At 69.0% G+C, this 25,341-nt stretch carries 24 protein-coding genes; 12 read left to right on the top strand and 12 right to left on the bottom strand.

Annotated elements, in window-relative coordinates; all coding sequences use genetic code 11:
• Positions 1-10 precede the first annotated feature (10 nt).
• Positions 11-1,333: an NAD(P)/FAD-dependent oxidoreductase gene (locus KHC28_RS25685; protein ID WP_214011217.1), complete on the bottom strand. Its 1,323-nt coding sequence runs from the start codon at positions 1,331-1,333 to the stop codon at positions 11-13.
• 340 nt (positions 1,334-1,673) lie between these two features.
• On the opposite strand from KHC28_RS25685, the gene KHC28_RS25690 reads away from it, so the two are divergent.
• A complete protein-coding gene (locus KHC28_RS25690) occupies positions 1,674-2,498 on the top strand; it encodes a lytic murein transglycosylase (RefSeq protein ID WP_214011218.1) in 825 nt (274 codons plus the stop codon).
• 81 nt (positions 2,499-2,579) lie between these two features.
• Here the strand turns inward: KHC28_RS25690 and KHC28_RS25695 are convergent, their stop codons facing one another.
• From KHC28_RS25695 to KHC28_RS25710, 4 genes are all read right to left on the bottom strand, one after another.
• On the bottom strand, positions 2,580-3,398 hold the full coding sequence (locus KHC28_RS25695; protein WP_214011219.1) for a hypothetical protein: 819 nt from the start codon (positions 3,396-3,398) through the stop codon (positions 2,580-2,582).
• A complete protein-coding gene (locus KHC28_RS25700; protein ID WP_214011220.1) occupies positions 3,392-4,816 on the bottom strand; it encodes a YadA-like family protein in 1,425 nt (474 codons plus the stop codon). The genes KHC28_RS25695 and KHC28_RS25700 overlap by 7 nt, the downstream gene beginning before the upstream one ends.
• A gap of 173 nt (positions 4,817-4,989) precedes the next feature.
• Positions 4,990-6,051, bottom strand: coding sequence for an aldo/keto reductase (locus KHC28_RS25705; protein ID WP_214011221.1), 1,062 nt, complete (start codon positions 6,049-6,051; stop codon positions 4,990-4,992).
• A gap of 34 nt (positions 6,052-6,085) precedes the next feature.
• Positions 6,086-7,174 carry a LacI family DNA-binding transcriptional regulator gene (locus KHC28_RS25710; RefSeq protein WP_214011222.1) on the bottom strand — a complete coding sequence of 363 codons (1,089 nt, stop codon included), beginning with the start codon at positions 7,172-7,174 and terminating at the stop codon, positions 6,086-6,088.
• Positions 7,175-7,690: 516 nt separating this feature from the next.
• On the opposite strand from KHC28_RS25710, the gene KHC28_RS25715 reads away from it, so the two are divergent.
• The 10 genes from KHC28_RS25715 to KHC28_RS25760 all read left to right on the top strand — a co-directional run bounded on the left by KHC28_RS25715 (position 7,691) and on the right by KHC28_RS25760 (position 18,142).
• Positions 7,691-8,686 (top strand): ABC transporter permease, encoded by a 996-nt coding sequence (locus KHC28_RS25715; protein WP_214011223.1) that lies wholly within the window; start codon positions 7,691-7,693, stop codon positions 8,684-8,686.
• A 115-nt stretch (positions 8,687-8,801) separates the two neighbouring features.
• Positions 8,802-9,773, top strand: coding sequence for a substrate-binding domain-containing protein (locus KHC28_RS25720; protein ID WP_214011501.1), 972 nt, complete (start codon positions 8,802-8,804; stop codon positions 9,771-9,773).
• 122 nt (positions 9,774-9,895) lie between these two features.
• Positions 9,896-11,461 carry a sugar ABC transporter ATP-binding protein gene (locus KHC28_RS25725; RefSeq protein WP_214011502.1) on the top strand — a complete coding sequence of 522 codons (1,566 nt, stop codon included), beginning with the start codon at positions 9,896-9,898 and terminating at the stop codon, positions 11,459-11,461.
• Positions 11,458-12,489 (top strand): ABC transporter permease, encoded by a 1,032-nt coding sequence (locus KHC28_RS25730; RefSeq protein WP_214011224.1) that lies wholly within the window; start codon positions 11,458-11,460, stop codon positions 12,487-12,489. The genes KHC28_RS25725 and KHC28_RS25730 overlap by 4 nt, the downstream gene beginning before the upstream one ends.
• A gap of 71 nt (positions 12,490-12,560) precedes the next feature.
• On the top strand, positions 12,561-13,562 hold the full coding sequence (locus KHC28_RS25735; protein ID WP_214011225.1) for a dihydroxyacetone kinase subunit DhaK: 1,002 nt from the start codon (positions 12,561-12,563) through the stop codon (positions 13,560-13,562).
• Positions 13,563-13,573: 11 nt separating this feature from the next.
• The gene (locus KHC28_RS25740; RefSeq protein WP_214011226.1) at positions 13,574-14,212 is read left to right on the top strand and encodes a dihydroxyacetone kinase family protein; all 639 of its coding nucleotides are present in this window, start codon (positions 13,574-13,576) and stop codon (positions 14,210-14,212) included.
• Between the two features lie 181 nt (positions 14,213-14,393).
• Positions 14,394-15,383 (top strand): aldo/keto reductase, encoded by a 990-nt coding sequence (locus tag KHC28_RS25745; protein WP_214011227.1) that lies wholly within the window; start codon positions 14,394-14,396, stop codon positions 15,381-15,383.
• Between the two features lie 18 nt (positions 15,384-15,401).
• Positions 15,402-15,998 (top strand): flavodoxin, encoded by a 597-nt coding sequence (locus KHC28_RS25750; RefSeq protein ID WP_214011228.1) that lies wholly within the window; start codon positions 15,402-15,404, stop codon positions 15,996-15,998.
• Positions 15,999-16,058: 60 nt separating this feature from the next.
• On the top strand, positions 16,059-16,799 hold the full coding sequence (locus KHC28_RS25755) for an SDR family oxidoreductase (protein ID WP_214011229.1): 741 nt from the start codon (positions 16,059-16,061) through the stop codon (positions 16,797-16,799).
• 5 nt (positions 16,800-16,804) lie between these two features.
• The gene (locus tag KHC28_RS25760; RefSeq protein ID WP_214011230.1) at positions 16,805-18,142 is read left to right on the top strand and encodes a multidrug effflux MFS transporter; all 1,338 of its coding nucleotides are present in this window, start codon (positions 16,805-16,807) and stop codon (positions 18,140-18,142) included.
• A gap of 15 nt (positions 18,143-18,157) precedes the next feature.
• On the opposite strand, the gene KHC28_RS25765 is transcribed toward KHC28_RS25760, so the two are convergent.
• The 4 genes from KHC28_RS25765 to KHC28_RS25780 all read right to left on the bottom strand — a co-directional run bounded on the left by KHC28_RS25765 (position 18,158) and on the right by KHC28_RS25780 (position 21,823).
• Positions 18,158-19,453 (bottom strand): flavin monoamine oxidase family protein, encoded by a 1,296-nt coding sequence (locus KHC28_RS25765; RefSeq protein WP_214011231.1) that lies wholly within the window; start codon positions 19,451-19,453, stop codon positions 18,158-18,160.
• 62 nt (positions 19,454-19,515) lie between these two features.
• Positions 19,516-20,214, bottom strand: coding sequence for a dihydrofolate reductase family protein (locus tag KHC28_RS25770; RefSeq protein ID WP_214011232.1), 699 nt, complete (start codon positions 20,212-20,214; stop codon positions 19,516-19,518).
• 60 nt (positions 20,215-20,274) lie between these two features.
• Positions 20,275-21,342, bottom strand: coding sequence for an NAD(P)-dependent alcohol dehydrogenase (locus KHC28_RS25775; RefSeq protein WP_214011233.1), 1,068 nt, complete (start codon positions 21,340-21,342; stop codon positions 20,275-20,277).
• Between the two features lie 91 nt (positions 21,343-21,433).
• Positions 21,434-21,823 (bottom strand): (R)-mandelonitrile lyase, encoded by a 390-nt coding sequence (locus tag KHC28_RS25780; RefSeq protein WP_214011234.1) that lies wholly within the window; start codon positions 21,821-21,823, stop codon positions 21,434-21,436.
• Between the two features lie 131 nt (positions 21,824-21,954).
• Here KHC28_RS25780 and KHC28_RS25785 point away from each other — a divergent pair, with 131 nt between their 5' ends.
• Positions 21,955-22,848 carry a LysR family transcriptional regulator gene (locus tag KHC28_RS25785; RefSeq protein ID WP_214011235.1) on the top strand — a complete coding sequence of 298 codons (894 nt, stop codon included), beginning with the start codon at positions 21,955-21,957 and terminating at the stop codon, positions 22,846-22,848.
• A gap of 67 nt (positions 22,849-22,915) precedes the next feature.
• Here KHC28_RS25785 and KHC28_RS25790 read toward each other — a convergent pair whose 3' ends face one another.
• From KHC28_RS25790 to KHC28_RS25800, 3 genes are all read right to left on the bottom strand, one after another.
• Positions 22,916-23,584 carry a DUF4405 domain-containing protein gene (locus KHC28_RS25790; RefSeq protein WP_214011236.1) on the bottom strand — a complete coding sequence of 223 codons (669 nt, stop codon included), beginning with the start codon at positions 23,582-23,584 and terminating at the stop codon, positions 22,916-22,918.
• 9 nt (positions 23,585-23,593) lie between these two features.
• A complete protein-coding gene (locus KHC28_RS25795) occupies positions 23,594-24,076 on the bottom strand; it encodes a cytochrome P460 family protein (RefSeq protein ID WP_214011237.1) in 483 nt (160 codons plus the stop codon).
• A 123-nt stretch (positions 24,077-24,199) separates the two neighbouring features.
• Complete coding sequence (locus tag KHC28_RS25800) at positions 24,200-25,285, bottom strand: alpha/beta hydrolase (RefSeq protein ID WP_214011238.1); 1,086 nt, start codon at positions 25,283-25,285, stop codon at positions 24,200-24,202.
• Between the last annotated feature and the right edge of the window lie 56 nt (positions 25,286-25,341).

Here is a 25,341-nt window from a genome sequence, read left to right on the forward strand (position 1 = left end):
GCGTCCTGCGTCACGCATGCGGCGGCAGCTCGGCGCCCTCGCGCCGCGCCGCGCGCGTATCCTGATGGCGGAAATAGCGCAGCCGCAGCTTCGGCGCGTATTCCATGTAGAGCGGCGCCGCCTTCAACGGCTCGACCTTCAGCGCGAGGTCCTTCTCCGGCACGCCGAGCGCCCATTCGGCGAGGATGCCGCCGAGCATCGAGCCGGTCGGCACGCCGCGCCCGGACAGGCCGGTGAGCGCGGCCACGCCAGGCGCGAGACCGTAGAGGCGTGGCACCGTCTTCACCTGCATGTCGAGTTCGCCATACCAGAAATATTCCCAGCGGATCGGCTCCTTGATCTGCGGGTGCAGCCATTTCAGCCGGTCGGTCATCACCTGGCGGGTGTAGTCGAGGTCGCGGCCGCGTGCGCCCATCGGGAACATCGAGGCGACGATGCGGCCCTCGGCATTGTATTTGTAGACATAGATGTCGCCGCGCCCGTCATGCATGGTGGTGTTGTTGGGCAGCACCCTGGCGCGCGTCTCCGGGTCGAGCGGCTGGGTGGCGCAGACGAACACCCTGAGGATCTTGAAGCTGTCGTCGAGCTTCGGCCAGCCGGCAACCGTGTAGGCCCCGGTGGCGAACACCACCTTGTCGGCGACGACTTCGCCCTTCGCGGTCCTGACCTTCCAGCGCGCACCTTCCTTCTCGACGCCTTCCACCCGCGAGCCGGTGTGGAGGATGCCGCCTTCCTGCATCACCGCGCGGGCGAGGCCACGGGCATAGCCGAGCGGGTTCATGTGGCCGGCCTCGCCGTGCAGCCAGCCGCCATAGAAGCGCGGGCTGCCGGTGATCGCCTCGACCTCCTCGCGGCTGATCAGCCGCGTCTTGGCGCCGACGGCGTTGTAGCTGTCCACCTTGCCCTTCAGCGTCTCCAGGGCGCCGGGCCGCAGCGCGCCCATCACATAGCCGTTCTGCTGCCACTCGCAGTCGATCTGGTAGTCGCGGATCATCGCGCTGACCCGGTCATTGGCGCGGGTCTGGCGATGGATGAGCCGTTCCGCCCAGGGCTCGCCGAGCATCTTCCGCAGCGAGGCGATGCTGTAATAGCTGAAGGTCGGCGTGCAGTGGCCGGCATTGCGGCCGGAGCCGCCGAAACCGGCCTCCTCGGCTTCGAGCAGCACCACCTTCACGCCCTGCTTCGCGAGTTCGAGCGCGGTGGTGAGCCCGGTGAAGCCGGCGCCGACGACGCAGACATCGGCGTCGAGGCGTTCCTCCAGCGGGCGGGTCTGAGGAGCGGGGCGGGCGGTGGCGTACCACAGCGTGGCGTCGAAGGGGGAGAACTTGCTCATTGTCGTGCCGTCGGGTGGGTATGCGGAAGGGTTGCCTATTTTCCGTACCCGATCACGCGCGAGGCAGATGCGCCATAAAATTCCACATCAAGAAATTTCATATCGTAATATTTTCATATTATGGAATATTTGCGTAAGTCTCCATGCTCAAGGCTGGCCAGATGTGCCGTAAGGGAATGTCGGGCCGGCCGGTCCGGTTTTTTCGGCGCCGGGCAGCCGCGGCGGCCTTCTCGCCGGCGTTCACCTTGTCGCGCGAATACGGGCGGCGCTACCGCCGATTGTCTTGCACGCGCGCTTCGGCCGGGCCTAGATACGGGCGGCAAACCAATGGGGTGGCTGCATGTTCGCGCGTTTTGACTGCCAGGCCGTGCTGAAGCGCGGCGCTCTCGTTCTCACCATGCTCTCGGCTCTCGCGGCGCCGGCGCTGGCCGCCCCCTGCGGCGATGACGGCGCGGGGTTCTCCGCCTGGGTGAGCGATTTCCGCAAGGCCGCTGCGGCGCAGGGCATCTCCCCCCGTGCGCTCTCGGCGCTCGACAATGTGCAGTACGACACCGGCGTCATCCGGCTCGACCGCAACCAGCGGCACTTCTCCGTCAGCTTCGAGGAATTCATCGCCAAGCGGGTGGGCGCCGGGCGCATCTCGCAGGGCCGCGCCAAGCTGAAGCAGCATGCCGACCTGCTCGCCCGCATCGAGAGCCGGTTCGGCGTGCCGGGGCCGGTGCTGGTGGCGATCTGGGGCATGGAGACCGATTTCGGCGCCAACCAGGGCAACAAGCCGATTTTCCAGTCGCTGGCGACGCTGGCCTATGACTGCCGGCGCTCGGAATTCTTCACCGGCCAGCTGCTCGACGCGCTGCGCATTCTCCAGCGCGGCGATCTCTCGCTCGGCGAGATGAAGGGCGCCTGGGCGGGCGAACTCGGCCAGACCCAGTTCATGCCGACCTCCTATGTGCGCTTCGCCGTCGATTTCGACGGCAATGGCCGCGCCGACCTGATCCGCAGCCCGGCTGACGTGCTGGCCTCCACCGCCAACTATCTGCGCGGCTATGGCTGGAGCGGCAAGTCGTGGGAAAACGGCGCCAATGCCGGCGCGCTGGCGGGCTGGAACAAGGCCGGGGTCTACCAGAAGGCCATCGCCTATTTCGCCAGCAAGATCGCCGACTGAGCGGGCGATCGCCTGCTGGGTGCCGGGTCGCCGATCGGGCCGGGCCTGCCGTGAAATCACGCGGCAGGCGGTGGGGCCGCGTCAGTAGGCGCGGCTGCCCACCGGGAGCAGGGCGCCCATGTCGAAGGGCGCCGGCGCGCCGGGCGTGCTCGCGGCCGGCGCCGGGGCGGGACGCAGCGCAGCGACCTTCGCGGGGGTGGCGGGAGAGTTGGCGGGTGCCGCCGGCACGGAAGCGGTGGCCGGCTCGACATGCCGGGCTTCGAGGGCGATGGCCGCCAGCCGCCAATTGCCGCCCACCGCCTGGTAGCCGAGGTCGAATTCGATGCGCAGCGGCGCGGTCGGGAAATAGCCGGCGAGCCGCAGCATCCCGTCCTTGCCGATGGTGGGCGGCCGCGACAGCTTGGCGTCGAGCAGCAGCACGGCGGCGAAGTCGAGCGCGTTGTCGCGCCACGGCCGGAACTGGTCGGCCAGCTCGGCGACGCTGCGCTCCTCGCGGAATGCCGGGGCGCCGAGATCGCGCAGCACGGAATAATTGCCGGTGATGTTGGCCTGGTTGACCGCCGCCAGCGAGCCGCGCAGCAGCGCCAGCAGCACCGGGGCGGGCGGCACCGTCACCGCGCTCGCCAGGGCGGGAGGCGCGGGGCTCGCGGCCGGGGCGGAGAGGGGGCTCGCGGCCGGAGCGGGGGCGAGCGGGGCTGCGGCGTAGGGAGCGGTCGTGTAGGGCGTCGCGGCGCCGGGCGGCATCGCCGGCACGGCGGAGGCGGGGATCTCGAACGGACGCGGCGCGGCGGGCGCGGAGGCCGGGGTGACGCTCGCCGGCTGGCTGGTCAGCGCCGGCCATCCCAGCATCAGCCCCACCACCGGCGCGAGGCCGAGTATGAACGGGCGATAGCTCACCATGCCATCATCAGCCCCGCCTTGCCGCCGACGGTGCCTTCCTGCAGGCCGAAGCCGACGCCGCCGGTGAGGAACAGGCTGTCGTCCATCAGCCGGGCGATGCCGGAGAAGGCCATGGCGTTCTGGCCGCCAAAGGTGCCCCACTGGGCGCTCACCGCGATGTCCTTGCCGGCCGGCAGGTTCGGCGTGTCCATGGCGAGCGCCATGGCGACGCCCTCCTGCACGCGGTCGATCTCGTTATAGACGTTGTCGAGGTTGAACAGCTCGTTGAACGAGGCGCTGGCGAGGTTGCCGGCGGAGTCGGTGGTGACGATCTGCACCGCGCCCGACTGCGCCGCCCGGCTGGCCGAGGAGGTGATCCCGGACAGGGTGTAGGTGCTCGACGAGGTGCCGATCGCCACCTGGCTGGCGCGGGTGGTGGTCGCGCCGGCGCCGATGGCGGTCGAGCTTTCATACGAGGCGTTGGCGCCGGTGCCGATGGCGGTGGCGTTGGCGGCGGAGGAGTTGGCGGCCTGGCCGACCGCCGTCGAACCCTGGAAGGCGGCGATGGAGCCCTGGCCGAGCGCGGTGGAGCCGACGCCGTTGGCGGTGGCGTTCCAGCCGAGCGCGGTGGAACTGGCGGCATTGGCGGCGGCGACGCGCCCGACCGCGGTCGCCCCCTCGGCATTGGCGGTGGCGTTCTGGCCGAGGGCGGTGGACGAATCGCCATTGGCAATCGCCTGCTGGCCGAGCGCGGTGGAGCCGACGCCGTTGGCGGAGGCGCTCTGGCCGACGGCGGTCGACTGCACCGCGCTGGCGGCCGCGCCCTGGCCGAGCGCCGTGGCGGACTCAGCATTGGCCTGCGCGCCATAGCCGAAAGCCGAGGCGTTGGTTCCCTGTGCCGCCGCGCCCGAGCCCACGGCCGTCGTGTAGTCGAGATTGGCGTTGGCGCCCTGGCCGATGGCGGTGGCGTTCAGCCCGTTGGCGCTCGCTGCCTGGCCGATGGCGGTGGAGGCCACCGCATTGGCGGCAGAATCGGTGCCGAGCGCCGTGCTCTGGTCGGCATTGGCGGCGGCGTTGCGGCCGATGGCGGTGGAAGAGGCGCCGTTGGCGGCGCTGTTCTGGCCGACCGCGGTGGAGGACACGCCATTGGCCACCGCGAGCTGGCCGAAGGCGCTGGAATTGGTGGCGAAGGCCTTGGAACCCTGGCCGACGGCGGTGGTGCCGGACTGGGTCGCCTCGGCGCTGTCGCCGATGGCGGTGGCGTTCTCGCCGGTCGCCGATCCCGCGCAGCTCAGCGCGGTGGCGGTGAGATCGCAGGCGATGTCGGCCGACCAGGCGGGCACGGAATACGACGCGGCGAGGCACCCGGCGAGCACGACGATGGACGGCCGGGGCCAGAAGGCCCGTCCGCTCGATTCCCGTCGCGTTTCCGTCCGCATGATGATGGTGCCGCCCCGCCCTGACGGTCCTGACCCTTTGGAAGGTCGACCTTAAGCCGCAACCTTGTGCGTCACATGGTTAACAGTACGTAAATTCAGGCGGTTGTCGGGTCGTGTCAAGGGCAGGGAGGGGGGCGGCGAGAGGGTGGCTCCGCGCGCCGCCGCCCGCCGACTCAGATCTTGCCGAGATCCTCATAGCTCGCATGCAGCGCCCAGTCGCCGGCGCTGAAGCGGTCGCGGGCGAAATTGTGCTGGTGCCAATAGGGGTAGAGATAGGGCGGCCGGCTGACGAGATTCAGCCGTTCCAGCTCTTCGGCGGTCAGGTCGAGTTCGACCGCGGCGATGTTGTCGCGGAAATGGCTCTCCTCGGTGCCGCCCACCACCAGCGAGGCGATGCCGGGCCGGGTCAGCGTCCAGGCGATCGAGACCTGTGCCGCCGTGACCCCGCGGGCGCTCGCGATGTCGTTCAACGTGTCGACGATCGTCCACAGCCGTTCGCTGTCGCGGATCGGCGGCTCGCTCCAGCCGGCGGCCTGGCGCGAATCGGCGGGGAACTTGTCGCGGGCGAATCGGCCGGAGAGCAGGCCGGCGGCGAGCGGGCTCCACACCATCACCCCGACGCCCTGGTCGACGGCGATGGGGAGCAGCTCGTACTCCGCCTCGCGGGCTTCCAATGTGTAGTGGATCTGCTGGGTGACGAAGCGCGGCAGGTTTTTCGCCTCGGCGATGCCGAGCGCCTTCATGACGTGCCAGCCGGAATAGTTCGAGCAGCCGATGTAGCGGATCTTGCCGGCCCGCATCAGCGCGTCGAGCGCGGAGAGCATCTCGTCGAGCGGCGTCAGCCCGTCCCATTCGTGCAGGAAATAGATGTCGATGTGGTCGGTGCGCAGCCGCTTGAGGCTCTTCTCGCATTCGCGGATCAGGTGGTAGCGCGACACGCCTTCGTCATTCGGCCCGTCGCCGATGCGCATGCGCGCCTTGGAGGAGATCAGCACCCGGTCGCGCCGGCCCTCCAGCACCTCGCCGACGATCTCCTCCGAGCGGCCGAGCGAGTACATGTTGGCGGTGTCGATGACGTTGATGCCGCCATCGAGGCAGGCATCCACCAGACGGCGCGCTTCCGGCACGCCGTGATTGGCGACCTTGGCGAAATCGCCCACCCCGCCGAAGGAGAAGGTGCCCATGGAGAGCGCCGAGACCTTGAGGCCAGAGCGGCCGAGCATGCGGTATTTCATCGATGTGTCTCCCCGGGCGCGCGGCCCGCTTTTTTCAGGCGGTTTCGGCGATGCCGCGCCGGCGTACCGCGCGAGGGGCGGGGCGCGGCGTGGCCGGCCCGCGATCGCTGGCGCGGGTGACGAGGCGGGCGCCGACCAGGATCTTTACCGGGGGCGGCGGCTCGGCGGCGTTGATGAGGTCGTCGAGCACGGTGACGGCGAGATCGCCGATCTTGCGCTTGGAGACGTCGATGGTGGTCAGCGCCGGCTCCATGGTGGCGCCGAGCGGCAGATTGTCGAAGCCGATCACCCCGACATCGTCGGGAATGCGGATGCCGAATTCGCGCAGCGCCTTGATGAAGCCATAGGCGATCACGTCGTTGGTGCAGAAATAGCAGTCCGCCAGCGCGAGCCCCTCGCCGAGCGCCTTGACCGTGTCGGCATGGGCGCCGTCGACGGTCGATTCGACCGAGAGGATGTGGGCGGGCTCCACCGTCATGCCCAGCCGGGCCATGTTGCGGTGGAAGGCGTGTTGGCGCAGGTGGAAATTGGTGGTGTCGACATGGCTCGCCACGAAGCCGATCCGCTCGAAGCCCTGCTGGCGCAGTCGCGCCAGCACCTGATGCACCGCGTCCTCGTTGTTCATGTTGACGAAATTGGCTTCCACCACGTCGTGGAACGTATCGATGAACACGATAGGGCGCCCGACCCCCTGCAGCACGCGGATGTCGGTTTCCGACAATTCGGTGCCGAGCGCGATGACGCCGCTGACCGGCGCCACCGCCAGCGTGTCGGCGACGGAGATGATGCTCTGGCCCTCGTGGCTGACCACTTCCAGCGTGTAGCCGCGCCGCGTCGCCTCGGCCGACATGCCGTCGATATAGTCCGAGAGGAACACGCTGTGGTCGCGGTTCACCGTGTGGCCGTGCTTGGCGATCTTCAGGAAGCGGATGGTGCCGGTCGCCTCGACCCGCGGCCGGGCGAGGCGCGGCACGTAGTTGAGGCGGGCGGCGGCCTCGAGGACGCGGGCGCGGGTGACGCCGGAAATCTCGCCCTTGCCGTTGAGGACGAGCGAGACCGTCGCCGGCGAGACGCCCGCCGCTTCGGCAATGTCCCTGATGGTGAAGGACTTCTTTTCTTTCATGGCCCGACGCGTGTCCTCACGGAGCCCATGATGCGCCTGAATGCGCATTTTGTTTAGTAAACATTGAGGCTCCTTTTCGAGGGTTAAGCCAAAAGAATCGGGCTGGCAACTGCCGTGCAAGACCGATGCAACGCGCAGCTGCGGGTTGCCGGGATTCGCTCACAATTTGTGCGGGGCGCGCGTCGAAACCGGGCGCGTAGGTGGCGCATCGCGGGAGATGCCGTGCTGCGGCGCACAGGCGGCCGAGCCGGCGCTTATAGGTGAGACGTACTGTCCTATAAGGGTTTTGGCATACAGGATACCCGCCGGTACTGGAGCAGTGGCGGGTGGTCGGGGCCGGGTGCGACCCTGGCGCGATTTTGATCGGGCGGCCGGCCGCCGCCGAGGCCGCTCTCGCCACGAAAGTCGGTCGGGCACCCCCGGAAGGCGGCTTGCACCCCGCCGGAGCCTTTGCTAGGGATTTAGTGAAGCTGGTCATAATTTAGTAAAAAGCTCGAAGCACTCCGGGAGGAGACCATGCGGACCACCGGCGGACAGCTGGTCATGCTCGTCGTCATCAACGTGGCGCTGCTCGCCTTCGGAGCGGCCATTTCCGCGGGCACGTTCCTGTCGCCGTTCAATCTGCAATCGATGGCCGGGCAGCTGCCGGAAATCGGCTTCCTCGCCATCGGCGTGATGCTGGCGATGTGCGCCGGCAATGGCGGCATCGACCTGTCCGGCATCGCGCTCGCCAACCTGTCCGGCGTCGCCTCGGCGGTGGTGATCGGCACCTTCCTGTCGAGTGCCGACCAGCCGACCGCCTATTCGCTCGCCTTCATCGCCGGCGCGCTGGTGGTCGGCGTGCTCGGCGGCATGTTCAACGGGCTTTTGATCAGCCGGCTCAACATTACGCCGATCCTCTGCACGCTCGGCACGCAGATGCTGTTCACCGGCCTCGCCGTGGTGGCGTCGGGCGGGCGCGCGGTGGCGGTCGGCAGCCCGGATTTCCTGTCGGAGATCGGCAACGGCCTGTTCCTCGGCGTGCCGATCAGCTTCGTGATCTTCATCGCGGTGGCGGCCTTCATCGCCGCGCTGCTGAAGTTCACCCCGTTCGGCCTGTGGCTGATGCTGATGGGCACCAACCCGAAGGCCGCCGTCTATGCCGGCTTCCCGCGCACCAAGGTGCTGATCGCCACCTATGCGACCAGCGGCCTGCTGTCCGGCCTCGCCGGGGTGATCATCGCGGCGCGCAACGTCAACGTGAAGTGGGACTACGGCACGTCCTACCTGCTGATCGCCATCCTGATCGCGGTGATGGCCGGCGTGCGCCCCGAGGGCGGCTACGGCCGGGTGATCTGCGTGGTGCTGGCGGCGATCGCGCTGCAGCTGATGTCCAGCATGCTGAACTTCGGCGGCCTGTCGAACTTCGTGCGCGACTTCGCCTGGGGCGCGCTGCTTCTGACCTTCCTGGCGGTCGGCCGCTACAACCTGGTCGGCTTCCTGAATCCCAACAAGGGCAAAAAGCCCGCGTGATGCGAACCCCTCACGCATCGAAACGGTCATGAGGGTGGCAACAACAGTGGAGGAAACTGTGGGCGCTCGTTCGAAGAAGACCCTGCTTTCGAAGAAGATACTGCTCGGCTCGGCGATGGCGGTGGCCCTCGTCGCCGGCTCGGCCGGCGCGCTGATGGCCCAGGGCAAGCCGGTCATCGCCACCGTGGTGAAGATCAGCGGCATTCCGTGGTTCGACCGCATGGAGACCGGCGTCAAGCAGTTCCAGAAGGACAATCCGGACGTCGTCGCCACCCAGTACGGCCCCGCCACCGCCGACGCCGCGCAGCAGCTGCAGATCGTCACCGATCTCATCGCCAAGGGCGTGAACGGCCTCGCCGTGGTGCCGATGGACCCGTCGGTGCTGGAAGGCACGCTGAAGCGCGCCATGGATCGCGGCATCATCGTGGTGACCCACGAGGCCGACAACCAGAAGAACACCCACGCCGACGTCGAGGCGTTCGACAATGCCGATTACGGCCGCGCGCTGAACGCACGCCTCGCCGAGTGCATGGGCGGCAAGGGCAAGTGGACCACCTTCGTCGGCTCGCTGGGCAGCCGCACCCACATGCAGTGGGTCGGCGCCGGCGAGGAGAACGCCAAGAAGCATCCCGAGATGACGCTGGTCGACCCGAACAACGAGTCGTTCGACGACGCCAACGGCACCTATGAGAAGGCCAAGGAAATCCTGCGCAAGCACCCGGACATCAAGGGCTTCCAGACCTCGGCCGGCAATGACGTGCTCGGCGTCGGCCGCGCCATCGACGAGGCCGGCCTCGCCGGCAAGGTGTGCCTGGTCGGCACCGGCCTGCCGAACCCCTCGGCCGACCTGCTCGACGCCGGCGCCATCACCGCCATCGGCTTCTGGGATCCGCAGAAGGCCGGCATGGCGATGAACGCCGTCGCCAAGAAGCTGATCGCCAAGGAGAAGGTCGAGGACGGCGCCAATCTCGGCGTGCCCGGCTACGAGAAGGTGAAGGTCACCAAGGGCCCGGGCGAAGGCCTGCTGATCATCGGCAACGGCATGGTGATCGCCGACAAGAAGAACTACAAAGAGTTCCTCTTCTGATCGGTTGTCCGACCCTGGATGCCCGGAGGCGGTCCGTCCGCCTCCGGGACCTCCCGAACGCGCAGTTTCGCGCCACGCCCGCCAATCGGTGAAGGGGATCGCCCGTGTCCCATGTTTCAGCAATGCCCCGGCCGGACGCCGCCACCAAGGTGGATGCGCTCCTCGAGCTGCGCGACATCCATAAGCGCTTCGGCGGCGTGCACGCGCTGCGCGGCGTCGGCTTCACCATCGAGCCGGGCGAGGCCTATCACCTGCTCGGCGAGAATGGCTGCGGCAAGAGCACCGTCATCAAGATCATGTCCGGCGCCCACGCCCCGGACGAGGGCGAGATCGTCCTCGAAGGCAAGGTCTACCATTCGCTGACCGCCATCCAGTCGCTGAGCGCCGGCATCGAGACGGTCTATCAGGACCTCTCCCTGCTGCCGAACCTCACGGTGGCGGAGAACGTCGCGCTGAACGAGCAACTGGTCGCCAGCGGCGGCCGGCTGGCGCGGCTGTTCGACCGCACCCGCCTGCGCGCGACCGCCGCGGCGGCGCTGTCGACCGTCGGCCTGCCGAGCGACCGCGGCTTCCTCGGCACCATCGTCTCCGACCTGCCGCTGGCGCAGCGCCAGCTGGTCGCCATCGCCCGCGCCATCGCCACCAAGGCGAAGATGGTGATCATGGACGAGCCGACCACCTCGCTTACCCGCCGCGAGGTCGACAACCTCATCGCCGTGGTGGAGCGGCTGCGCTCGGAAGGCGTGGCGGTGCTGTTCGTCACCCACAAGCTCGACGAATGCTACCGCATTGGCGGCCATGCCATCGTGTTCCGCGACGGCCAGTGCGTCGAGCAGGGGCCGCTCGCCAACTACACCAAGGACCGGCTCGCCGAGCTGATGACCGGCCGCCGGATCGACGCCGAGCGCTACCGCACCGGCGCGCCGATGGACGGCGAATTGTTCGCCGCCAGCGGCCTGTCGCTGCCGCCCAATGTGCGCGACGTCAGCTTCTCGGTCCGCAAGGGCGAGATCCTCGGCATTACCGGCCTCGCCGATTCCGGCCGCAACGAGCTCGCCATGGCGATCGCCGGGGTGATGCCGGCGACGGGCGGCCATCTGCGCCTCGACGGCAAGGTGGAGAAGGTCCGCCACCCCTCAGAGGCCATCCGGCTCGGCATCGGCTATGTGCCGGAGGACCGGCTCGCCGAAGGGCTGTTCCTCGACAAGTCGATCTTCGAGAACGAGATCGCCCTGGTGGTGCGCGACCTCGCCAACGGCTTCGGCGTCGTCGACAAGGCCAAGGGCCGCGCGCTCGCCGACAAGCTGTCGCAGGACATGCGGCTGAACACCCGCAATCTCGACCTGCCGGTCGGCGCGCTGTCCGGCGGCAACCAGCAGCGGGTGCTGATCGGCCGCTGGCTGTCGATCCTGCCCAAGCTCTTGGTGCTGCACGGCCCGACGGTGGGCGTCGATGTCGGCTCCAAGGACACGATCTACCGCGTCATCCAGCAGCTCGCCGAGGCCGGCATGGGCCTCGTCATCGTCAGCGACGACCTGCCGGAGCTGCTGCAGAACTGCGACCGCATCCTGGTGATGAACAATGGCCGCGTCGTCGCCGAATACGACGCCCGCGAGACGGACGAGGACCAGCTGTACAAGGCCATGCTGGTCTCCAAACCCGCCGTGAACACGGAGACCGCCCGATGAGCGCCACGCATCTCACCGAGAGCGCCGCCGTGCCGATCGCCAGGCCCAATTCGCTGCTGGCGCTGGTGCGCCGGCGCCCGGAGCTCATCACGCTGGCGCTGCTGGTGGCGATCTGCGTGGCGGTGTCGATCATCAACCCGGCCTTCCTCCAGCCCTCCTCGCTGGTCGATATCGGCCGCGCCAGCGTGGTGATGGGGCTGTTCGCGCTCGGCGTGTTCATCATCCTGGCGGCGGGCGGCATCGACGTGTCGTTCACCGCCATCGCCGCCTTCACCATGTATTCGATGACGCTGCTGGTGAAGAACCACTGGCCCGACGCGCCGATCGCGCTGGTGCTGGTGGCAGCGACCGCCGGCGGGGCGTTGCTCGGCGTCGTCAACGGGCTTCTGGTGCATTACCTGCGCGTGCCGTCGCTGATCGTGACCATCGGCACGCAGTACCTGTTCCGCGGCATCCTGCTGGCCTTCATCGGCACGGTGTGGATCATGTCGCTGCCCCCCACCATGGGCGCCTTCGGCCGCCTGCCGCTGTTCCAGTTCGAATCGGCCGACGGGCGCACCATCACCCTGCCGTTCTACTTCCTGGTGCTGCCGGCGGCGGCGCTGGTGACCTGGTGGATGCTGAACCGCACGCTGATGGGGCGCGCCATCTTCGCCATCGGCGGCAACGCCAATGTGGCGGAGCGGCTCGGCTACAGCCTGCGCACCATCCACATCTTCATGTTCGCCTATGCCGGCGCGCTCGCCGGCCTCGCCGGCATCATCCACACCGCCGCCAACCGGCAGTCGAACCCGTTCGACCTCGTCGGCACCGAGATCAACGTCATCGCCGCCGTGGTTCTTGGTGGTGCCCGCATCACCGGCGGCACCGGCACGGTGATCGGCACGCTGCTCGGCGTGCTGCTGGTGGTGGTGGTGAACAGCGTGCTGGTGATGGTCGGCATTCCCTCCACCTGGCAACGCGTCGTGGTCGGCGGCTTCATCCTGCTCGCCGCCGCCTTCTTCGTGTTCTGCCAGAAGAAGAACTGAGACTCCGCGACGCGCGCCAAAGCCGCGCCACTTCCAAGACACGCCAAAGCTTCGAGCCCAAGAGGACCGAGATGAAGAAGTTTCTCAACGATCCGGCGAATTTCGTCGACGAGATGCTCGAGGGCATCTACCGGGCTCATCCCCAGGTGACCTATGTCAACGACGACAAGCGCTGCCTCGTCGTCGCCAAGCCCAAGGCCGGCAAGGTCGGCATCGCCACCGGCGGCGGCTCGGGCCACCTGCCTTTGTTCCTCGGCTATGTCGGCGACAACATGCTGGACGGCTGCGCGGTGGGCGGCGTGTTCCAGTCGCCGAGCGCCGACCAGATGCACGAAGTGACCAAGTACATCGACCAGGGCGCCGGCGTTCTCTACATCTACGGCAACTACACCGGCGACATCATCAATTTCGACATGGCCGCCGAGCTCGCCGACATTGACGGCATCACGGTGAAGCAGGTGGTCGGCAATGACGACATCGCCTCGTCCGTGGTCGGCGAGGAGCACAAAAGGCGCGGCGTCGCCGGCATCTTCTTCGTCTACAAGGCGGCCGGCGCGGCAGCGGCCAACGGCCTGTCGCTCGACGAGGTGACCCGTCTCGCCGACAAGGCGCGGGCGAATGTGCGCACCATCGGCGTCGCGCTGTCGAGCTGCGTGGTGCCGGAGATCGGCCACGCCACCTTCTCGGTCGGCGAGGACGAGATGGAGATCGGCATGGGCATCCATGGCGAGCCCGGCATCAGCCGCAAGAAGCTCGCCCCGGCCGACGCCGTCGTCGACGAGATGATGGAGCGGGTGTTCGCCGAGCTGCCGGCCGGCGCGGGCGACGAGTTCGCCGTGCTGGTCAACGGCCTCGGCGGCACGCCGAAGGAAGAGCTCTACATCCTGTTCCGCCGCGTCTCGCAGCTGTTCGAGGCCAAGGGCTCCAAGGTGAAGTATGTGTGGATCGGCGAGTTCGCCACCGCCATGGAGATGGCCGGCGCCTCGATCTCGGTGCTGAAGCTCGACGCCGAGCTCGACCCGCTCATCGCCGTGTCGGTGAACACGCCGTTCTTCGCCCACTACAAGGCCTGAGGAGCGCGAGAATGGATGCGATCCGTGCCGACGAACTGATCGGCCTGTTCCAGAGCTGGCGTGACATGTTCGCCGCCGAACGCGACTTCCTGATCGCGCTCGACGGCAAGGTCGGCGACAGCGATCTCGGCATCACCATGTCGAAGTCCTTCGCCGCCGCCTATGACACGGTGGCGGCCGAGGGCGCGGCGGCGGGGCTGACCAAGCTGCTGCGCTCGGCCGGCGCCATCATGGCCAAGACCGCGCCCTCCACCATGGGCACGCTCACCGCCACCGGCTTCCTGCGCGGCGCCAAGGCGCTGGAGGGCAAGGACGCCATCGGCACCGCCGAGGCGGCGGCCTTCTGGCGCGCCTATGCCACCGGCATCGCCGAGCGCGGCAAGGCGAAGCTCGGCGACAAGACCATCCTCGACGTGCTCGACCCGGTCGCCGGCGTGCTGGAGGCGCAGGCCGCGTCCGGCGCCGCGCTCGCCCCGGCGCTGAAGGCGGCGGCGGATGAGGCCGAGGCGGCGCTGGAGCGCACCAAGGCCATGAAGGCGCAGCACGGCAAGGCGGCGGTCTTCCAGGAGCAGACGGTGGGCCTGCAGGATGCCGGCGCCACCGTCGGTGTGTTCCTCGTCAAGGCGATGAGCGGCTACGTCGCCGGCTGACCGGCGCGACGGCGGGGATCACGAACAGGAATGGCCGGGCGGGGGTATCACCTCCGTCCGGATTGATTATTCCTGGATATGACTGCATGCGATTTATTGCGGCTAATCGCTTGCCCCACCCCGGCCTATCTTTGCATCGAACCACAGCAGCGGATCATCCGCGCGTGCTGGAGGATGAGCGATGCAAACACGTGAACTCGGAAAAAGCGGGCTGACCGTCTCGGCTCTCGGCTTCGGCTGCATGGGCCTCGATTTCGGCTATGCGACCAAGGTGACCAAGGCGGAGGGCGTCACGCTGATCCGCCAGGCGGCGGAGCGCGGCGTCACCCTGTTCGACACCGCCGAGGTCTACGGCCCGTTCACCAATGAGCAGATGGTCGGCGAGGCGCTGCGGCCGCTGCGCGACCAGGTGGTGATCGCCACCAAGTTCGGCTTCAACATCGAGGGTGGCAAGCAGACCGGGCTGAACAGCCGGCCGGAGCATATCAAGCAGGTGGCCGACGCCTCGCTGAAGCGGCTCGGCATCGAGGTGATCGACCTGTTCTACCAGCACCGCGTCGACCCCGAGGTGCCGATCGAGGACGTGGCCGGCGCGGTCAAGGACCTCATCGCCGCGGGCAAGGTGAAGCATTTCGGCCTGTCCGAGCCCGGCGCGCAGACGGTGCGTCGCGCCCACGCGGTGCAGAAGGTCACCACGCTGCAGAACGAATACTCGCTGTGGACGCGCGGGCCGGAGACCAACGGCATTCTCGACGCCTGCGAGGAACTCGGCATCGGCCTTGTCGCCTATAGCCCGCTCGGCAAGGGCTTCCTCACCGGCGCCATGGGGAAGGACACCAAGCTCGGCGAGGGCGATTTCCGCGCCCTGCTGCCGCGCTTCACCCCCGAGGCGATGGAGAAGAACCAGGCGCTGATCGATCTCCTGAAGCGCATCGCCGCCGACAAGCAGGCGACGCCGGCGCAGATCGCGCTTGCCTGGCTGCTGGCGCAGAAGCCGTGGATCGTGCCGATCCCCGGCACCACCAAGCTGCACCGGCTGGAGGAAAACCTCGGCGGCGCCACGGTGGAACTGACCGCGGCGGACACCGCCGAGATCCGCCAGGCGCTGGCCGCCATCGATGTCGAGGGCGAGCGCTATCCCGCGCATCTGATGGCGACCGTCGGCCGCTGACGCAGAAGGGTCCGGCCGATGGCGGACAAGGATGCCTTCTCGCGGCGCGGCGCGCTGACCGCCGCGCTGCTGCTGTCATTGACCGCCGAGGCCGGCCGCAGCCGCGCGCACGCCGCCGTCCCGGCGACGGGCGGCGGCCGTGTGCTGGTCGCCTATTACTCGCGGACCGGCAATACGCGGGTGATCGCCCGGCAGATCCAGCTTGCCTATGGCGCGGCGCTGTTCGAGATCCGCACCGCCGAGCCCTATCCCGACGACTACGAGGCCACGGTGCGGCAGGCGGAGCGGGAGCGGCAGGCCGGCTACCGGCCGCCGCTCGCGGCGACGCTGCCGGGCCTCGACGCCTATGACGTCGTGTTCCTCGGCTTTCCGATCTGGGGCACCACCGCGCCGGCGCCGGTGCGTTCCTTCCTCGTCGCCCACGAACTCGCCGGCAAGACGCTGGTGCCGTTCATCACCCATGGCGGCTACGGGCCGGGCAGCAGCCTGAAGGTGGTGGCCGACCACGCGCCCGGCGCGCGGCTGCTCGACGCCTTCACGCTGCGACAGGATCAGGAGCGCGAGACGCTGGCGCAGGTCACAAGCTGGATGGGCGGCCTCGCCATCGACCGATGACCGGCAGGCGACGACGCGTTCCGCGCCAGCCTGTCCGGCGACAACATCATGGAGCTTGAAATGAGCAACGCTATTCACGGCAAGGTGGTCGTCATCACCGGCGCCAGCAGCGGCCTCGGCGAGGCGACGGCCCGCCATCTGGCGGCCGAGGGCGCCAAGCTGGTGCTCGGCGCGCGGCGGCTGGACCGGCTGCAGGCACTGGCCGGCGAGCTGGGGCTGCCGGCGGCGGCCGCCGTCGAGACCGACGTCACCGACGCCGAGCAGGTGAAGCGCCTCGTCGACGCGGCGGTCGCCGCGCATGGGCGCATCGACGTCATCCTCAACAATGCCGGCCTGATGCCGCACTCGCCGCTGGAGCGCGGCCGCATCGCCGACTGGGACCGGATGATCGACGTCAACCTCAAGGGCGTGCTCTACGGCATCGCCGCCGCCCTGCCGCACATGACCCGGCAAAAGAGCGGACACATCATCAACGTGTCCTCGGTCGCCGGCCACAAGGTGCGCCCCGGCAGTGCGGTCTATGCCGCGACCAAGGCAGCGGTGCGCATGCTTTCGGAGGGGTTGCGCCAGGAGGTGAAGCCCTACAACATCCGCACCACCATCATCTCACCCGGCGCGGTGCAGTCCGAGCTGCCGCAGAGCATCACCGAGGCCGACGTCGCCCGGGGCATCCAGGATTTCTACGAAGCCTACGCCATCCCGGCGGAGAATTTCGCGCGGATCGTCGCGTTCGCGATCAGCCAGCCGGAGGAGGTCGACATCAACGAGATCCTGTTCCGGCCCACGGCCCAGGAGCTTTGACGCCTATGTTCGAAGGCCGACCGGCAGCGAACGACACCGATGCCTCCGATACTGATGCCGCACTGAGCGACGACGTCGAGCCGGCGGCGGACATCTTCCCCGGCGACGCCACCGAGGCGGCGTCGGCGGTCGGCTCCAGCGCGCCGGCGCGTACCGAGGCGGCACAGCATGGCTGGCGCGTGCTCGGCACGCTGAGCGCGCTGATGGGCTTCGCCTCGGTCTCCACCGACCTCTATCTGCCGGCTATGCCGGAGATGGGCCGGGCGCTCGGCGCCGACAGCGGCACCATCGAGCTGACGGTCTCCGGCTATCTGATCGGCTTCAGCCTCGGCCAGCTGCTGTGGGGGCCGATCAGCGACCGCCACGGCCGCCGGCTGCCGGTCGCCATCGGGCTGGTGCTGTTCATCATCGGCTCGGCCGGCTGCGCGTTGTCCTTCGACGCGTGGAGCATGATCGGCTGGCGGGTGGTGCAGGCGGTCGGCGCCAGCGCCGGCGTGGTGCTGGGCCGCGCCATGGTGCGCGACCTCTATGAGGGACCGCGCGCGGCGCAGATGATGTCGACGCTGATGACGGTGATGGCGATCGCGCCGCTGATCGGCCCGCTGCTCGGCGGGCAGATCCTCGCCGTCGCCGGCTGGCACGCGATCTTCTGGTTCCTGGTCGTCGTCGGTTTCGTCACGCTCGGCGCGGTGGCGCGGCTGCCCGAGACGCTGCCGGCGGCGCAGCGCAACCCGGCCCCGCTCGGGCGGGCACTGCGCGGCTATGGCGCGCTGCTGCGCGAGCGGCGGCTGCTCGGCTATGCCGGCGCCGGCGGCTTCTTTTACGCCGCCATGTTCGCCTATATCGCCGGCACGCCCTTCGCCTACATCTCCTATCACCACGTGCCCGCCGCGCTGTATGGCGTGCTGTTCGCCGCCGGCATCGTCGGCATCATGGCGACCAACATGATCAATGCGCGGCTGGTGATGCGGCTCGGCAGCGACCGCATCCTGGTCGGCGGCATCGCAGCGGCGACGGCATCGGGCCTGCTGCTGGCCGGGCTCGCCTCGGCCGACTGGGGCGGGCTGTGGGGGCTGTTCGTGCCGCTGTTCCTGTTCGTGTCGACCACCGGCTTCATCGTCGCCAACTCGATCGCCGGCGCGCTCGGCGGCGCTGCCCACCGCGCCGGCGCCGTCTCGGCGCTGGTCGGCGCCATCCACTATGGCAGCGGCATTATCGGCTCGGCGCTGGTCGGCGTGTTCGCCGACGGCACGCCCCGGCCGATGGCCTGGGTGATCGCGCTCGGCTGCATCGGCAGCCTCCTGTGCTGCCGGCTGCTGTCGGACGGGCGCGGGAAGGCCTGAGCAGGTAGCCGCGCCTTATCGCGGCGCGAGCGCCGCCAATGCCGCCAGCGCTTCCTCCGCTGCCCGCGCGCCGCTCATATAGGCGCCGTGCGCGGTGGAGAAGTCGGTGGGATGGGTCGCTTCGCCGGCAAAGAACAGCCGCCCGTCGAAGGGCCGCGCCAGCTCCAGCCGCGCATCGGCGTAGCCGGGCAGCGCGTGGCTGTAGGCGCCGCCAATGCTCGGCACGCCCGCCCAGCCGGAGGCGACCAGCGGCCGCAGGCATCCCCGCACCGAGGCACCGAACAGCTTGGCGAGCTCGTCGACCGCGCGGGCGAACGCCGCCGGCGTGCCGTCCCGCTCCACCGCGCGGGCGCCGGCGCCGCCGAAGAAGCACTCGATGACCGGCCGGCCGAAGGGACGGATATAATAGGTGCCGGTCTGCGGGTCATGGAGGTCGCCCATCACATGGGTTTCCGGCTCGAACGGGCTGTCGCCGACGATCTCCAGGAACAGCTTCTCGTCGCGGCCGAGCGGCAGGCGCGTCGCCGCCTCGCGCCAGGGATCGAGCGCGGCGGGCCAGCGCAGCGTGTCGCCGGCCAGCACATGGGTGGAGACGGTGACGAGGACCGCGCGGCAGCGCAGCGTGCCGGCGGGCGTGTCGAGCGCCACGCCGGGGCCGTCCAGCCTGATCGCCTCGACCGGCGTGCCGAGATGGACGGGGATCTCCGCCGGCAAGCTCGAGGTGACCAGCGTGCCGTAGCCGGCCGGCAGCCGCCAGTTGATGTAGGTGGAGGCCGCGTCGTAGGCGGCGTAGTCGCGCGCGGAAATGCGCTCCATCTCGTCGCCGCTGACATAGCCGCTCAGCGCCTGCATATAGGCGGTCCAGTGCGCGTCCTCAGCCACCAGCGCATCGGCGGCGCAGTCGCTGGCCGGCGGGGCGCTGGCCAGGCGCTCGCTCCAGGCGTCGAAGGCGCGCTGCGCGGCGGCGTGATCCTCGGGGGCGATGCCGAGATCGCCATATTGCCGGCCCCATGCGGCGGCGGAGCGCTCGACCGTGAAGCCCGCCTGTTCGGCGATACGCGTCCACGGGTTGCGGTCGCCCGAATGCAGCCAGCCGCAGCCGAGATCGAGGGCGAGCCCGTCGGCGTCATGCGTCGAGGCTTGATGCGTCCACGCCCGGCCGCCCGGTCGCGGCAGCGCCTCCAGCACCCGCACGGACAGGCCGGTGCCGGCGAGGCGGCGCGCGGCCCCCGTGCCGGCGGCGCCGGCGCCGAGGATGACGATGTCGGCCTCGTGAAGCGTGGCCTTCTGGATCGCGGCCTTCTGGGTCATGTCAGGGGAACCTCCGAACGCACCGGCCGGCGTCGCCAGGGCGGCACCGGCGCGGACGGCCCTCAGGCGGACGTCACCGCGTAGCGCAGGTGCAGCGTGCCGTGTCCGCTGGCTTCGCAGGATATCAGCGAGAGTTCAACCTTGTCGGCGAGGCCGGCGGGGCCGGCTTCCACGATGGTAGACACGCCGGTGCGGCCGTCGAGGGCCGGGCAGAGCAGAAGGCTGACCTCGTCCACCAGCCCGGCGGCGAAGAACGCGCCATTGGCGTTGGCGCCGCCTTCGAGCAGCAGGCGGCGGATGCCGAGCTCGCGGCCGATCTCGGTCAGCAGCGCGGCGAGGTCGAGTTCCGCCCCCTCGGACACCAGATAGCCGATGCCGTCGGCCGCCAGTTCCGCCAGATGGCTGTCGGGCACGTCGCGGCCGAGCAGCACCACCACCGGATCGCCGCCGAGGGTGGCGCCGTCGAAATGCAGCTTGCCGCCCCGGTCGAGCGCGATGGCGTAGCTCGCCGCGCCACGCACCGGGAGATGCCGCCGCCGCTCGACCTCGCCGGCCTCGGCCGGCGGGTGCGGCTTGCCCTTGGCCATCTCGGCCATGGTGACGCGGCCGACGATCCAGCCGTCGCCGTCGAGGGTCTCGTGGAGCCGTTCATAGATGCCGGACCACTCCGCGCGCGTGCCGTCCGGGCTGCGGCTCCAGCCGCTCGGATGCAGGCGGCCGTCCAGCGAGGTGATCATGTGGCAGACGAGGTGAGGCTTCATCGGGCGGATCCCCTGCTGCGAAAGAGTGGACGGCCGCGCGTGGCACGGCCGTCCGGGTGATCAGGCCGCCGCCGGGGCCGGCAGCGAGGCCATGTCGATCACGAACCTGTAGCGCACATCGGAGCGCTCCATCCGCTCGAAGGCCGCGTTGATCTGATCGATGCGGATCATCTCGACATCGGGCAGCACGCCGGCCTTGGCGCAGAAGTCCAGCATTTCCTGCGTCTCGGCGATGCCGCCGATGCAGGAGCCGGCGACGGCGCGCCGGCCGAGCAGCAGCGGCACGGTGGTGGAGGGCGGCAGCGGGCCGACCTGCCCGACCAGCACCAGCGTGGCGTCGACGTCGAGCAGCGGCAGATAGGGGGTGATGTCGTGCTCGACCGGCACGGTGTCGATGATCAGGTCGAAGCCATTCACCGCCTGCGCCATCGCCTCGGCATCGGAGGAGGCCAGCAGCCGGTCGGCGCCGAGGGCGAGCGCGTCGGCCTCCTTGTCCCGGGTGCGGCTGATCGCGGTGACGTCGGCGCCGAGGGCGGCGGCGAGCTTCACCGCCATGTGGCCGAGCCCGCCAATGCCGACCACGCCGACGCGGCTGCCGGGGCCGACATTCCATTTGCGCAGCGGCGAATAGGTGGTGATGCCGGCGCAGAGCAGCGGCGCCGCCTTGGAGAGGTCGAGCCCGTCCGGCACCCGCACCGCGAACTCCTCGCGCACCACGAGATGCTTGGAATAGCCGCCATGGGTCCGGGCCGCCGGCTCGCAGGAGAAGCGGTCGGTGTCGTTATAGGTCTGCACGTTGGCCTTCTTGCAGAACTGTTCCAGCCCCTTGCGGCACTGGTCGCAGGACTGGCAGGAATCCACCATGCAGCCGACCGCGACATGGTCGCCGATCCGGTAGCGCTGCACGTCGCCGCCGACGGCGATGACACGGCCGACGATCTCGTGGCCGGGCACCATCGGGTACTGGCTCCAGCCCCAGTCGTTGCGCGCCTGGTGCAGGTCGGAATGGCAGACGCCGCAATACAGCACCTCCATGGCGACATCGTTGGCGCGCAGCTCCCGGCGCTCGAAATCGAAGGGCGCCAGGGGCGCGTTCGCGGCCTGCGCCGCATAGCCGATGGTCTTCATGGTGAGGTCCCCTTATCGGTCGTGATCGATGGCGGGCCGGCGCCGCGGCCGGCCCTGCCGTCAGGTCGTCAAATGTTCATCCGCGCCGGCGTCAGCCGGCATAGTCGGCGTCGCTGACCTTCTCCAGCCAGTCGACCACCTTGCCGTCCTGCGCCTCGGCGATGGCGAGATGCGTCATCGCGGTGTCCGGCGCGGCGCCGTGCCAGTGCTTCTCGCCGGGCGGAAACCAGACGATGTCGCCGGGCCGTATCTCTTCCACCGGCCCGCCCTCGCGCTGCGCCCGGCCACAGCCGGAGACGACGAGTATCGTCTGCCCGAGCGGATGGGTGTGCCAGGCGGTGCGGGCGCCCGGCTCGAAGGTCACGGTGGCCCCGCTCAGCGCGCCGCTGCCGGCGAAGGGCGCGTCGATGCGAACGGTTCCGGTGAAGTACTCGTCCGGTCCCCGGCGGGAGGGCTGCGAGCCGGCGTGCTTGATCTCCATCGCGATGCTCCAGGTTTTGACGGGATTTCTTGGACGGGATTCCTTGGACGGGATTTCACGTCCTGTTTATCACGCTGAATTTGGTGAACTAGTGATTGTAAATCGCATGAAGCCATGTCCAAAATTCATGAATGCAACGCGATGACCTTGTCGATCTGAATGCCTTTCTGGTGGTGGCGGAGCAGCGCAGTTTCACGCGCGCCGCGGCCAAGCTCGGCACCTCGCAATCCGCCCTCAGCCACACGGTCCGGCGTCTGGAGGCCCGTCTGGGCGTCCGCCTGCTGACCCGTACCACGCGCAGCGTCGCCGCCACCGAGGCGGGCGAGCGACTGCTCGGCACGCTGCGGCCGGCCTTCGACGAGATCGGCGCGCAACTGACCTCGCTCAGCGAATTGCGCGAGAAGCCGGCCGGCACGATCCGCATTACCACCGCCGAGCATGCCGCCATCACCGTGCTGTGGCCGGCGCTCAAGCGGCTATTGCCGGACTATCCCGACATCCATGTCGAACTGAGCATCGATTCCAGCCTGACCGACATCGTGGCGGAGCGCTTCGATGCCGGCGTCCGGCTGGGCGAGGCGCTCGCCAAGGACATGATCGCCGTGCGCATCGGGCCGGATGTGCGGATGATCGTCGTCGGCGCGCCCGCCTATTTCGAGAAACGGCCGGTCCCTCTCGTGCCGCAGGACCTCGCGGCGCATTCCTGCATCAATCTGCGCATGCTCAGCTCGGGCGGGCTCTATCCCTGGGAGCTGGAGAAGGACGGGCGGGAAGTGCGGGTCCGCGTCGAGGGGCAACTCGCCTTCAACCATATGTACATGGTCACGCAGGCGGCGCTCGACGGCTTCGGCCTCGCCTTCGTCATGGAGGATCGGGTCAGCAGCTATCTGAAGGACGGGCGACTGGTCCAGGTGCTGGAGGACTGGTGTCCGGCCTTCCCCGGCTATCACCTGTATTATCCGAGCCGGAGGCAGCCCTCCGCCGCCTTCTCGCTGCTGGTCGACGCGCTGCGCTATCGCGGCTAGAGCACTTTCGAGCGAAGCGGGTACCGGTTCGCGTGAAAATTGCGAAAACCAAAAATCTAGAGTGCCTTCAGGTCGACCGCCGCCGCAGCCAGCCGGCGACGTAGTAGCTCAGCACGCCATAGAGCCCGGCGACCGCGAGGGCGTGGACGAAGAAGCCGGCTGCGGAATCCTCGAAGTTCCACCAGTCTAGTGTCGTTTGCAGGGTGAGGCGGGCGCCGATGCCGAGCTCGAAGGAACTCCACACGCCATGCAGGGCGACGGCGGCGGCGAGCAGCCGGAGCCCCAGCGTGCGCGCCGCGTTGGGGTGTTCCAGGCCGAAGCCGGCGCGCGCGACCGCCATGAGCCGCGGCCAGCGCAGGCCGAGATGGACCGCGACGACGATCAGCACCCAATAGGCGGCGAGCACGTGGATCTGCCGGCCGGTGTATCCGCCGCCGGGCATGATGCCGGCGAGCGTTTCGGAGATCGCAACGCTGGTGGCGAGAAGCGCCAGCATCGCCGTCGCCAGCAGGAGCAGCACGGCGAGATCGAGCCGGCCATGCGCCTGCCGGCGCGCCGCGACGAGCGGGCGGTAGCGGCGACGGTTGAAGACATTATGCGCGCCGACGAGGAGGAGCAGGGCGGTGCCGGCAAGCTCGTGGACCGCGTTGCCAAGCCACCAATAGGCCAAAGCGAGCAGCAGCAGGCCGCTGGCGAGGAGATCCAGAACCAGCCGGAACAGGAGGGCAGGGGTCACGCCGGCTTCTCAGTCGACCGGGGTGCCGTCGAAATCGGGGATCCGGCTGGCGGTGAACAGATATTCCGAGCCGGACTGGCTCCGGTGGCAGGACTGGCAGCGGGCGGTGTTCTCGTTCATGTTGACGCCCCGGTCGGCCCAGAACCACTGGAACTGCCAGTCGCCGGTGCGGCGGCGTTCGTCATAGTCGGTGCCCCATCCCGACCCTTTCTGCATGACGAAGTAGCGGTAGAGCTGGCCGTCGCGGTAGTCGACCAGCACGAAATGCGTGCCCTCCGGCACTGGCTTGCCGTTCTTCACCGCGTCGAGCGCCGCCGGGGTTGTCATGATGTGCTCGGTCACATTGCCGCGTCGCACCGTAGTGTAGTGGACGAGCCGGTCGAGATCCTCGGGGAAGGTAACCCGCGTGGTTTCCGCGTGTACCTGCCAGCCCGCCAGCAGGACGAGGCCGGCGACGCCGGCCAGCGACAGGAATGAGGCCAGTCTGTTCATCGATAGGCTCCCGACAGGAGGGGTGTGCGGCAGGGCGGGAGCCCGCGCCACGGGAGGGTGCGTGACGGGAGCCCGGGCGGCGGCGAGGCTGCGCCCCGGACGGGCCCGGTGGGCGGACATCGGTCAGTCGAGGTGCTTCGCGGCAAGGAAGGCCGACACCTGGTCGGCGATCTCGACATTGTTGAGGTCCGAGAACGGGAAATGCGTGTTGCCGCGAATGCCGATCTCCGGCAGGTGGACCAGCGTCGCGTCGCCGCCGTGCCGGTTCACCGCGTCGCGCCAGAGCCGCGCCATGGCGAGCCGCGCGCGCCACGCATCCTGGGTCGGGATGTCGGTCGCGGTCTCCGGGATGTTGTCGCCATAGAAGATGACGATCGGGATGCGGGTGAGCGCCATGAACTGGTCCATCGGCACCGGCACGCCCTTCAGCGTGTCGAAGGCGTTGGGAATGTCGGCGGGCACCTCGCCCTCGGGGAAGACGAAGTTGCTGCCCGGCTCGAAGGCGACGATGGCCTTGACGTTGGCGTTCTTCACCGCAGTGGCCCAGCCGAGCCCGCCGCTATGCGAATGGGTGACCAGGATGGCCGGGCCGATGCGGTCGAACAGCGCGGAGACGGCGCTGGACATGACGCCGATGTCGAACGGGCCGGTGTCGGGCGTCATCGCCCGGAAATACTGGTCGAGCGCCTGCGGGTCGCGGGAGAACTGCACGCCGTCGAAATAGTCCGGCCAGACGCCGACGCGGAACTGGCCGAACCAGAACTGCTCGTCCGGCACCGGCTTGATGGTGGTCTCGACCGTGCTGCGTCCGGCATTGCCGCGCCGGGGCTGGTCGATCAGATAGGTGGCGAAGTTCCGCCGCAGGAACAGGGTCTGGAAGCCTTCCCGGCCGTCCGGCGTGCTCTCCCAGGTCTTGGAGAACTGGCCGAAGCCGTGCCACATGACGAGCGGGTATTTCCTCGGCTGGACCGGGATCTGGTAGAAGACATAGGCATGGTCGCCGTGGAAGCTCTGCCCGGCGGGGCCGATCGGCTTGCGCGGATCGAAACGGCCGGGTGCCGTCGACACCGTGCCGCCGACCGTGAAGCTGCCCTGTTCCTGGATGACCAGCGGCTGCGGCTTGCCGGTGTCCTGCGCCCGGACCTCCGCTGCCATCAGCAGGCTGGCGGGTGCCAGCGCCGCCGCGAGGATCGAGGTCCAGCCATTCATGCCCATGCTTCCCGTTCGGTGAGTTCTCCTTAGGTTAGAACGGGGCGTCCACGCCG

It is taken from the genome of Ancylobacter sonchi, assembly GCF_018390695.1.
Classification (GTDB): domain Bacteria; phylum Pseudomonadota; class Alphaproteobacteria; order Rhizobiales; family Xanthobacteraceae; genus Ancylobacter; species Ancylobacter sonchi.